At 68.4% G+C, this 9,855-nt stretch carries 8 protein-coding genes; 3 read left to right on the forward strand and 5 right to left on the reverse strand.

The window, feature by feature from the left end:
• Nucleotides 1-180 precede the first annotated feature (180 nt).
• Both ACYVD1_RS29470 and ACYVD1_RS29475 read left to right on the forward strand, forming a co-directional pair.
• Nucleotides 181-1,341, forward strand: coding sequence for an iron-containing alcohol dehydrogenase (locus ACYVD1_RS29470; protein WP_460777783.1), 1,161 nt, complete (start codon nt 181-183; stop codon nt 1,339-1,341).
• 104 nt (nt 1,342-1,445) lie between these two features.
• A complete protein-coding gene (locus ACYVD1_RS29475; RefSeq protein ID WP_460777784.1) occupies nt 1,446-2,771 on the forward strand; it encodes a GntP family permease in 1,326 nt (441 codons plus the stop codon).
• Between the two features lie 119 nt (nt 2,772-2,890).
• Here the strand turns inward: ACYVD1_RS29475 and ACYVD1_RS29480 are convergent, their stop codons facing one another.
• The 5 genes from ACYVD1_RS29480 to ACYVD1_RS29500 form a co-directional block, all read right to left on the reverse strand.
• Nucleotides 2,891-3,763, reverse strand: coding sequence for an ABC transporter permease (locus ACYVD1_RS29480; RefSeq protein WP_460777785.1), 873 nt, complete (start codon nt 3,761-3,763; stop codon nt 2,891-2,893).
• Entirely contained in the window at nt 3,756-4,526 is a 771-nt protein-coding gene (locus ACYVD1_RS29485) for an ABC transporter ATP-binding protein (protein ID WP_460777786.1), read from the reverse strand. Before ACYVD1_RS29485 ends, ACYVD1_RS29480 begins: the two co-directional genes overlap by 8 nt.
• A gap of 8 nt (nt 4,527-4,534) precedes the next feature.
• Nucleotides 4,535-5,584 carry an ABC transporter substrate-binding protein gene (locus ACYVD1_RS29490; protein WP_460777787.1) on the reverse strand — a complete coding sequence of 350 codons (1,050 nt, stop codon included), beginning with the start codon at nt 5,582-5,584 and terminating at the stop codon, nt 4,535-4,537.
• Between the two features lie 346 nt (nt 5,585-5,930).
• Nucleotides 5,931-6,983, reverse strand: a complete 1,053-nt coding sequence (locus ACYVD1_RS29495) for an ABC transporter substrate-binding protein (RefSeq protein ID WP_460777788.1) — start codon at nt 6,981-6,983, stop codon at nt 5,931-5,933.
• Between the two features lie 210 nt (nt 6,984-7,193).
• Nucleotides 7,194-8,063, reverse strand: a complete 870-nt coding sequence (locus tag ACYVD1_RS29500) for a MetQ/NlpA family ABC transporter substrate-binding protein (protein WP_460777789.1) — start codon at nt 8,061-8,063, stop codon at nt 7,194-7,196.
• A 1,417-nt stretch (nt 8,064-9,480) separates the two neighbouring features.
• On the opposite strand from ACYVD1_RS29500, the gene ACYVD1_RS29505 reads away from it, so the two are divergent.
• Nucleotides 9,481-9,768: a hypothetical protein gene (locus tag ACYVD1_RS29505; RefSeq protein WP_460777790.1), complete on the forward strand. Its 288-nt coding sequence runs from the start codon at nt 9,481-9,483 to the stop codon at nt 9,766-9,768.
• The last annotated feature ends 87 nt before the right edge of the window (nt 9,769-9,855 follow it).

A 9,855-nucleotide genomic window follows, 5' to 3' on the forward strand; every position in this document is an offset into this window, starting at 1 on the left:
CGACCACTGAGCCGACCGGCCACGCCCCCCGCGGCGCCACGACACCCTCACGCACCACACCCGTAGGCGCCACACCTGTGTCCATCACACATTTCCCCATCACAGTGGCGGACGCCACACTCTTCTGCACCACCTCTGCCAGCAGCGTCCGCCCACACGACCTCGAGGAGTACCCCCCAAGTGAGCGCAGCCATCGCACTGCCGCGCGTCATGCGCATCGGCGCCGGAGCCTCGGCCGAACTGCCCGACGCCCTGGCCTCCCTCGGCTTGTCCAAACCACTGGTGGTGACCGACCCCTTCATCGCCGAACAGCCGTTCCTCCTGGACGTGCTGGCCGGCCTGCGCGCGGCGGGGTTCACCTCGGGGGTCTTCTCCGAGACCGTGCCCGACCCCACCACGACGGTGGTGGAGGCGGGTGTGCGGGCACTGCGCGAGGGCGACTTCGACTCCCTCGTCGGCGTGGGCGGCGGCAGCCCCATCGACACCGCCAAGGCCGTGGCCCTGTTGGGCGCGCACGGCGGGCGGATGCGCGACTACAAAGCACCGGTGGTCACCGACGCGCCCGCTCTCCCGGTGATCGCCGTGCCGACGACCTCGGGCAGCGGTTCCGAGTCCACCAGGTTCAGCATCGTCACCGACGTGGACAACGACGAGAAGATGCTCTGTGCGGGGCTTGCGCTCCTGCCCCGGGCCGCCCTAGTGGACTACGAACTCACCATGGGCATGCCGCGGCGGCTGACCGCGGACACCGGGGTGGACGCGCTGGTGCACGCGATGGAGGCCTACGTCAGCGCCAAGGCCAGCCCGTTCACCGACGCCCTGGCCCGCGAGGCGATGCGCACACTCTTCGCAAACCTCCGTGCCGTGCACGCCGACCCCGGTGACCGTGCGGCCAGGGAGGCCATGATGCTCGGCGCCACCCAGGCCGGGATGGCCTTCTCCAACTCAAGCGTCGCCCTGGTGCACGGGATGAGCAGGCCGGTGGGGGCGCACTTCCACGTCGCCCACGGGTTGTCCAACGCGATGCTGCTGCCCGCGGTCACCGAGTTCTCCGTGCCCGCGGCGCCCGAACGGTACGCCGAGTGCGCCCGGGCCATGGGTGTGGCTGCCCCCGACAGCACCACCGCCGAGGCCACGTCAGCCCTGATCCGGGAGATGCGCCGACTCAACGCCGACCTGGGGGTTCCGACCCCGAAGGACTACGGGATCGACGCCGAACGCTGGCGGGAGCTCACCCCGCTGATGGCGCGCCAGGCCCTGAGCTCCGGTTCGCCCGCGAACAACCCCCGGGTCCCCTCGGCCGAACAGATCGAGGAGCTGTACCGGACCGTCTACGTGTAAGCCCTGTCGGCCCCGCTCACCGCCCGCTCCACTCCACCGCACGTCCGTTCCCTACCCCAGTCTTCCCTGAACCCCGCTCGCACCACCTGAGGAGAGGTCTCGTCATGCTGAGCATGATCGGCCTGTTGACAGCCCTGGCGCTGCTCATCGTCCTGACGCTGCGAGGCGTCAACATCATCATCGCCGCCCTGCTGTGCTCGGTTCTGCTCGCCGTGACCGGCGGTCTGAACCTGAACGACGCGATGTCGGGCTACTACATGGAAGGGTTCACGGACTACTTCCGGCAGTGGTTCCTCGTCTTCCTGCTCGGCGCGATCTTCGGCGCGGTCATCCAGGACACCCGTTCGGCCGAGTCCATCGCGGACTGGATCAGCCGCTGGCTCGGCCCGGACTGGGCCCTGTTCGCCGTGGTGACCGCCTGCGCGGTGATGACCTACGGGGGCGTCAGCCTGTTCGTGGTGGGCTTCACCGTCTACCCGATCGCGGTCTCGCTGTTCCGGGTGGCCGACTACCCGCACCGGTTCATCCCGGCGGCGCTGGTCTTCGGCTCGGTCTCCTTCACGATGACCTCGCCGGGGTCACCGGAGATCCAGAACATCATCCCCACCGAGTTCTTCAACACCACACCGACCGCTGGCGGGCCGGTCGGCGTGGTCATCGGTCTGCTCATCATGACGGTCGGCGGCCTGTGGCTACGCGCGCTGCTGCAACGGGCGGTGCGCGCCGGTGAGCGCTTCGAACTGCCTGCCGCGAGTCCCCTGTACGGCACCAACGGGCGGGATCAGGACCGGGACGATAGCGGTCGGCGCGACCTGCCCAAGCCGGTGTTCGCCCTCCTCCCCCTCGGCGTGGTGCTGGTGGTGCTGAACGCGCTATCCCAGATCATCGATGCGAAAACCGCCGTGCTGGTGGCGCTCATCCTCGGGATCGCCGCCACCTGGCTTCTCAACCTCCGGTTCGTGACCGGCTACTGGAAGCCGATGGGCGCGGGCACACAGAACTCGTTGGTCGCCATCGCCAACACGTGCGCTGTGGTGGGTTTCGGCAGCGTGGCTGCCCAGACCCCCGCTTTCGACACCTTCCTCGACATGCTGACCGACATCGCGGGACCCCCGATCGTCGCGCTGGCGATCTTCGTCTCCGTGGTCTGCGGTATCACCGGCTCCGCATCGGGAGGGCTGGGCATCGCACTGCCGATCGTGGCACCGGACTTCATGGCGCAGGGCGCGAACCCGGGCGAGATGCACCGTGTCTCCACCCTGTCGGCGGGCGGTCTGGACTCGCTGCCGCACAACGGCTACGTGGTCACCACCATCCGTGCGATCAGCGGCGAGACACACAAGAGGGCCTACCTGCCGGTCTTCCTGGTCAGTGTGGTCCTGCCGACGGCGGCCCTGGGCCTGGCCGTGGCGCTCTACCTGGTGTTCTGACCGCTCCGCGCCGTGCACGGGGCCGCACGTGTCCTCAGCCAGGCACTCCACGAGGCGGATGGGGCCGCGCGTGGTGTCACGCGCGGCCTCCGCGATGGTTCGGGGTGCCCGGGACCGGGCTACTTGGTGATACCCCAGCGCTGGCGCAGGGAGCGGTCCGCCCAGTTGAAGAACACGTCGATCATGATGCCGATGGCCAGCACGATGATGATGTAGCTGAGCAGGCGCTCGGCGTCGTTGAGCTGTCGGGCCTGGCTCAGTGCCCAGCCGATGGAGTTCTGCTGGTTGATGATGACCAGCAGTTCACCGGCCATCAGGGAACGCCAGGCGAACGCCCAGCCCTGTTTGAGGCCGGTGACGAACATCGGCAGGGCCGCGGGCACGATCAGCAGTGTGTAGCGCTGCACGCCGCGCAGGCCCATGACCTGGCCCGCACGCAGCAGGGAGGGCGATACGTAGTCGATACCGGAGGTCAGTCCGCCCGCGATGGAGGGGGCGGCACCCAGGATGATCACGAACATGATCGCCGACTCGGTGATGCCGTACAGCAGCATCGCGAACGGGAACCACACGATCGACGGCATGGTCTGCAGGCCGGTGATCAGCGAGCCGATCGCCACCCGCAACAGCTTGAACTGCGACACCGCCAGACCGATGACCACACCCACGGCCAGGGCCAGCGCGAAGCCGATAAAGGCCCGGCGCATGGTGACCTGTACGGCCTCCCAGAACTCGGGGGTGGTGACCTCGTGGAACAGGACGGGCAGCACCCGGTCCGGGCCCGGGAACACCCACTCGGACCGCCACCCGGTCCACACGACGGCCTGCCAGGAGAGCAGGACGAGGGCGATCGCGGCGAGCTTGGGCCAGGTGGCCGCCCAGATGCCGCCGATGACCTCCAGAACGCTGCGGTCGCTGGTGCCGCGCTTGGGCTGGAGTTCGAGGGCGTCCAGCCCCTGGACCGCGCTGTCGCGGTTCTGGGTGTCAGGCATGGCTGGAGACCTCCTGGCGGAGTCGGTCGGTGATGGCTGCGGCCTGCTCGGCGATCTGGGCCGAGTCGATCCGGCGGGGGCGCTCACCGTCCACCGTGAACTCGTCGATGATCCTGCCCGGGCGGCTGGACAGCAGCACGACCCGGTTGCCCAGGCGGACCGCCTCGCGCACGTTGTGGGTGACGAACAGGACGGTCAGCGACTTCTCCCTCCAGATCCGCTCCACCTCGTCGTGCAGGATGTCGCGGGTCATGGCGTCGAGGGCGCCGAAGGGCTCGTCCATGAGGAGGACGTCGGCGTCCTGGGCCAGGGCGCGGGCCAGGGCCACACGCTGGCGCATACCGCCGGAGAGCTCGTGGGGGCGCTTGCGCTCGAACCCGGTCAGGCGCACCAGGTCGAGAAGCTCCAGCACCCGCTGCTTGCGCTCGGCCTTGGGCACCTTGTTGACCTTCATCGGGACCTCGATGTTGGCTCCCACCGTCAGCCATGGGAAGAGCGCGGCCTCCTGGAACATCATGGCGACACGGTGGTCTCCCACGTCCACGCCCCCGGTGGTGGGCTCGTCCAACCCGGCGACGAGGGAGAGCAGGGTGCTCTTTCCGCAGCCGGAGGCCCCGACGATGGCCAGGAACTCTCCGGTCCCGACGGTGACGGACATGCCGTCGATCGCGGTCACGGCTCCCCTGCCGCGCCCGAACACCTTGGAGATGTCCTCGATCTCCACGGCGTTCGTACCGGTGCGGCTCTCGGTGATGGTGGTCATGGGGCCTTTCACCCTTCCAGTCCGGCGACCGGCTCGTGCCCGGCCTCGGCCAAGACGTCGTTGAGCGGGTCGAGGGCGTAGATTCCGTTGAGGTCCACGGGTTCCAGCAGGTCGACGGCCTCCGCGTGCTCCGCACCGGAGCGAAGCGAACTCGCCACCGGGTCGACTGTGAACGTGAGGTTTTCGAAGGCGGCCTCAGCCACCTGCGGGTTCAGGGTGGAACCGGTCAGCTGGGTCAAGTGCGCTGTGGCCGCCTCCCGGCCCCGATCCGGGTCGTCGTTGATCCAGTCGACAGAAGCCGTGTGCGCTTCAAGCAGTGCACTGACCGCGTCGGGGCTCTCCTCCAGGAAGTCGGCGTTGACGATCAGGTTCGTGGTGACGAACCGACCTTCGGTCTGGGGCCAAAGGTCGGTCTCGTCGACGAGCAATTCGGCCCCGTGGTCGACCTGCATCTGGCTCAGGTGCGGTTCGGGGAGCCATGCCCCGTCGATCTCGCCGAGTCCGAAGGAGTTCACGGCCTCCGGGTTCTCCTGCGGGATGACGGAGACGTCCCCACCACCCGCGGTGTCGACGTCCCAGCCCTGCCCCTGGGCGAACCAGCGCAGCGCCACGTCCTGGGTGTTTCCCAGCTGCGGAGAGGCGAGTGTGGAGCCGCGCAGGTCGTCGGCTTCGTTGATACCGGGCCGAACGGCCAGCCCAGCGCCCCCGGAGGTCGAACCGGCGATGACCCTGAGAGCGGCGCCCTCGGACTGGGCCCATCCGTTGATGGTCGGATTGGGGCCGACGAACGCGGCATCGACGTCCCCGGAGAACAGCGCGTTGATGGCGTCGGGGCCCGCGTTGAAGGTCTGGGTGTCGAACTCCTTGTCTCCCAGGGCCTCGTCGTAGTTCCCGTTCGCCACGCCGACCAGGGCGGGGGCATGCGTGATGTTCGGGAAGTAGCCGAGGGTGACACCGGATCCGTCGGAGGCGGCGTCGTCGCCCGCGCACGCGGTGGCGACCAGGCCTAGGGCCAGGGCAGCCGCGGCGGCTCTCAGCGGGGTCGCGGAAACACGCATCTCGGAGGTCCTTATCGGGGTGCCTGCGGAGGAACGAGGAAAACTCTACTTAATAAGTAGGTTTTGTGGAAGCGCCATCAGCCGCGATTCCCGCCGCGGTGACCAGCCCGAATCCGCTCCCCCACCACCCGGAGTGAGTCTCGGCCCGTGGGAATCCGCAGTTCATCCCGAGATCCACCCCCGCCAACCGGCAGACGGTCACCCTGCGCAATGACCGCACCCTGGGTGTGGCCTGGAACAACCCACGGAGCATGACCTAGATCACCAAAGGTGACAGGGCTGGCGGGCCGACCTCACCACCACCCCCGCCGCCACCGTCGGCTCGGGGACCGGGCAGTCCGGTGGCCTACAGGCCGTCGACCTCTTCACGGCCGCCCTCGGAGAGGAGGCCGTTGAGCAGGTCGAGCTCGTAGATGCCGTCCAGGTCGACCGGCTCGAGAAGGTCGACCGCCTCCGCGTGGTCCGCGCCGCCCTGGAGCGAGGGCGCGACCGGATCGAAGGTGAAGGTCACGTTGTCGAAGGCGGAGGCGACCACCTCGGGCCCGAGCTCACCGCCGGTGAGCTCGGCCAGGTGGTCGATGGCCACTTCCTGGGCTTCCTCGGAGTTCTCGCCGATCCAGTCGATGGTCTCGATGTGGCCGCGCAGGAGGTCCTCCACGACATCGGGGTGCTCTTCCAGGAAGTCGGCGTTGACGACCAGGTGGGTGGTGACGAAGTCGCCACCGGTCTCCTCCCACAGGTCCTGCTCGTCGATGAGCAGCTCCGCGTCGCCCTCCAGCAGCAGTCGGCTCAGGTGGGGCTCGGGCACCCAGGCCCCGTCGATCTGCTCCAGCAGGAAGGAGTCGATGATCTCGGAGTTCTCCTGGGGCAGGACGGACAGGTCGCCGCCGCCCTCGGTATCGACGTCCCAGCCCTGCTCCTGGGCGTACCAGCGCAGGGCCACGTCCTGGGTGTTGCCGAGTTGGGGCGTGGACAGGGTCGTACCCGGCAGGTCCCCGGTGTCGTCGAGCCCCGGCTGCACCACGAGTCCGGCACCGCCGGAGGTGGAGCCCGCGATGATGTGCAGGGCGGTGCCGCCTGACTGCTCCCAGCCGTTGATGGCAGGGTTCGGGCCGATGAAGCTGGCGTCGATCTCCCCGGCGAAGAGCGCGTTGATCACGTCGGGGCCGGCGTTGAAGGTCTGCGTGGCGAGGTCGACGTCGCCGAGGGCCTCGTCGAAGGTGCCGTTCTCGACCCCGACCAGCGCGGGGACGTGGGTGATGTTCGGGAAATAGCCGAGCGTGAAGGCGTCCGGGTCGCCGGAGCTCCCCTCAGCGCCGGAGCCCCCGCAGGCGGTCGCGACCATCCCGGTCGCCAGTACCGCGGCGGCGGTCGACAGCACGGACTTATGCATGCTCATGAGGTTCCTTTGCGGGTGGACGGGGATTCGGACGGCAAAACCCTACTTAATAAGTAGGTTTAGTGGAAGATGGCGCAAACCGGCGTTCTGTGATCCAGGACACTCGACGTGCGGCATGCCGCACGGGTGCGCACACGAAAAAGGCGGTGGAGCCGGGGAGGGCTCCACCGCCCTGAGGGGGTGGGAGGGCGCCGACTACGGCGCTTGGGACTACTCGGAGATCTCTCCGTCGGCGTCGACCGCCAGGACGACACCCTGCCAGGTGCTCTCGATGTACTCGAGGACCTGCTCGTCGTGGAGCAGCTCGGCGAGCAGCTGGACACGCTCGTCGTCAGTGTTCTCGTCCAGCGCGACGAGGCCGTTGGCGTACTTCTCGACGTAGTCGTCGCCCTCGGGCTCCCAGGCCAGGGTGTTGGCCTCTTCGGCCAGGTCGGCCTCGATGGCGTAGTTGCCGTTGACGATCGCGGCGTCCACGTCGGAGACCGAACGCGGCAGCTGAGCTGCTTCCAACGGGGTGACGACCAGGTCGTTCGGGTTGTCGGTGATGTCGTTCTCGGTGGCGGTCTCACCGGCCTCCGGATCGACGGTGATCAGGCCCTCGGCCTCGAGGATGGTGAGCGCGCGGTTCAGGTTGGCCGGGTCGTTCGGGACCGCGATCTCGGCGCCCTCGGGCAGGTCCTCGGCGCTCTCGGCGTCTTCGGCGTACAGGCCCAAGCGCTCGATGTGGACGTCGGTGATGTAGGTGAGGTCGGCGTCGGGACCGCTCTCGGTCCACTCGTTCAGGAACGACCGGTGCTGGAAGTAGTTGGCGTCCAGGTCGTCGTCCACGAGCGCCGCGTTGGGCGCGTTGTAGTCCGCGATCTCCACGATGTCCAGCTCGAGGCCGGCCTCTTCGGCGAGGTTCTCGTCGATGAAGGCGAGGATGTCGCCGTGCGGCACCGGGTTGACGCCGACCCGGAGCGGGGCCTCACCGCCGTCGAAGGCGTCGGAGGTCTCGGGGACCTGCTCGCTGGGGGCACCGCAGGCGGCGAGGGCCAGGATGAGGGCGGCCGCGCCAATGAGGGTCGGGGGCGTGCGCATGGTGCACTCCTTCGAGATCGAGGGATGAGGAATCGCGGGGGAGCACCGAGGCCGGGATGTGGCCCGGCGCCGATGTGACCCGAGCGCCCGATTTGGGTACTTCTGAGCTGATCAGAGACTATCCCACCACCTTGGTAGGAATTTCCCGACCAGCCCCGTCGCGACCGTGGCCTTGACCACAGGCGGAAGAATAACCTACTATTCCGGTAGTTTTTAGCGAGAATTCGGCACACCATGGACGAATGCTCAGCGCACACACCGCCTCACCCAGAGCCGATAACCGCCCCACCCGACACCGCGATACCTGCCCCCGACCGCTGTGCCCTCCCCCAGTCCCGAGCCCGCCGAAGGCGACCACTCGCTCCTCGGCGTCCTCCCCTGCCGGAGAACGGGCGGTACATGCTGGTGTACGGCGTGGTGGTGGACCAACCCCAGGAACCGGCCCGCTCAGCACCCGCGGTCAACGGCACCCTGCTCCTCGACCGGGGCTCCCGACGGGCCTGGGCCCGGGGCACCGAGGTAGAACTCTGGGCACTCGATGGGTGGGGTGTGCCCGTGGGGTGTTGGTCTTGTGCGGGTGGTTTCCCCGTTTCCTGCCGCTTGATGGTGGCCGTCTCCGCTGCGCGCCTCAAGGTCGTCGCCATCGAGCGTTTCGCGCGTCAGTGGCGCTCCACCTTGACCCGCTCCGCTGCGACGGCGGGTCGGCGGCTATCAGGAAACCGGGGAGGTGTGGTCGGGGTAGCGATGGGCCCGTTGGGCCCGAAGGGCCCCACGGCACAGGCACGGCCTAGCGGCCGTCAAAGGCCACTCCTCCGGAGCGTTGACGCCTGGCGGTGTCGCGGCCGGTCAATCTCTGCTGCGAACGGCCACGGCCTTCGGCCTGAGGGCCGGTGCCTGCCCCTGCGCCGGAGCGTTGACGGGTCGGGTGTCGCGGCTGGTCATGGTGTGCGGCGAACCCCGGCCGGTCTGGGTGCCGGTGTCTGGGGCCGGCCGGTGTCTGGGTGTGGGTGAGCCCCCCCCTGTTGGAGGCAAATACAGGGGTGAGAGTGACTCTAGGACCAGGGCTCACCCACGGCCTCGGGGGTGGCGGGGGCTCGGGCCAGGGGCCCGGGTCGGGTTCTGGCCGTGCGGGGATAGAGACCCGGCGCAAGCGGGTGGGGGCTTTGTTGGGGGTGGCCAGTTACGGGTGCGGGGTTGGGGATGGGTCCCCATCCGGGTCCGTGGCCCCACCCCGGTTTCCGGTGCGGCCTCGGTTGCGGCCCGACCACATCCGGCGGTCGGTGCGCACCGCCCACCGGTGCTTGATCTGGTTATGGGTCGCGCACAGGGGCTGGATGTTGATCCAACAGTCCTAGATGTGCTTGTTGGGCGACCGTACACCCCAGGCACACAGGGCGCCACCTCACAGGAGGCCCAGATGCGGATCATCATCCACAACACCACCGACGGGGCAACCGTCGGGTACACCCTGGTTGCCAGCGCCTCAGAATTCGACACCATCCAGGACGCGTTGGACCGTGCGGCCGGATGCCTCGACACCGGCGCCGGGAACCTCCTGTCCGACACCGTGGAAGCTAAGCAGACCGCCATGCGGAAGGTTTTCGCACACCCGGACCGGCTCCACATCTACCCGACGTTGCCCGACGGCACCTCAGCGGACGTGGAACCCCTCTGTGTCAGGCTCAAGTGGGACACCAAGGGATAACCTTCACTAACTGACACAAGCAGGGCGAGAACAGGCAACCACCACGGTGACAATGACCAACCACGACCTCCACACCAACGATGAAGG

The organism is Nocardiopsis nanhaiensis, assembly GCF_054778635.1.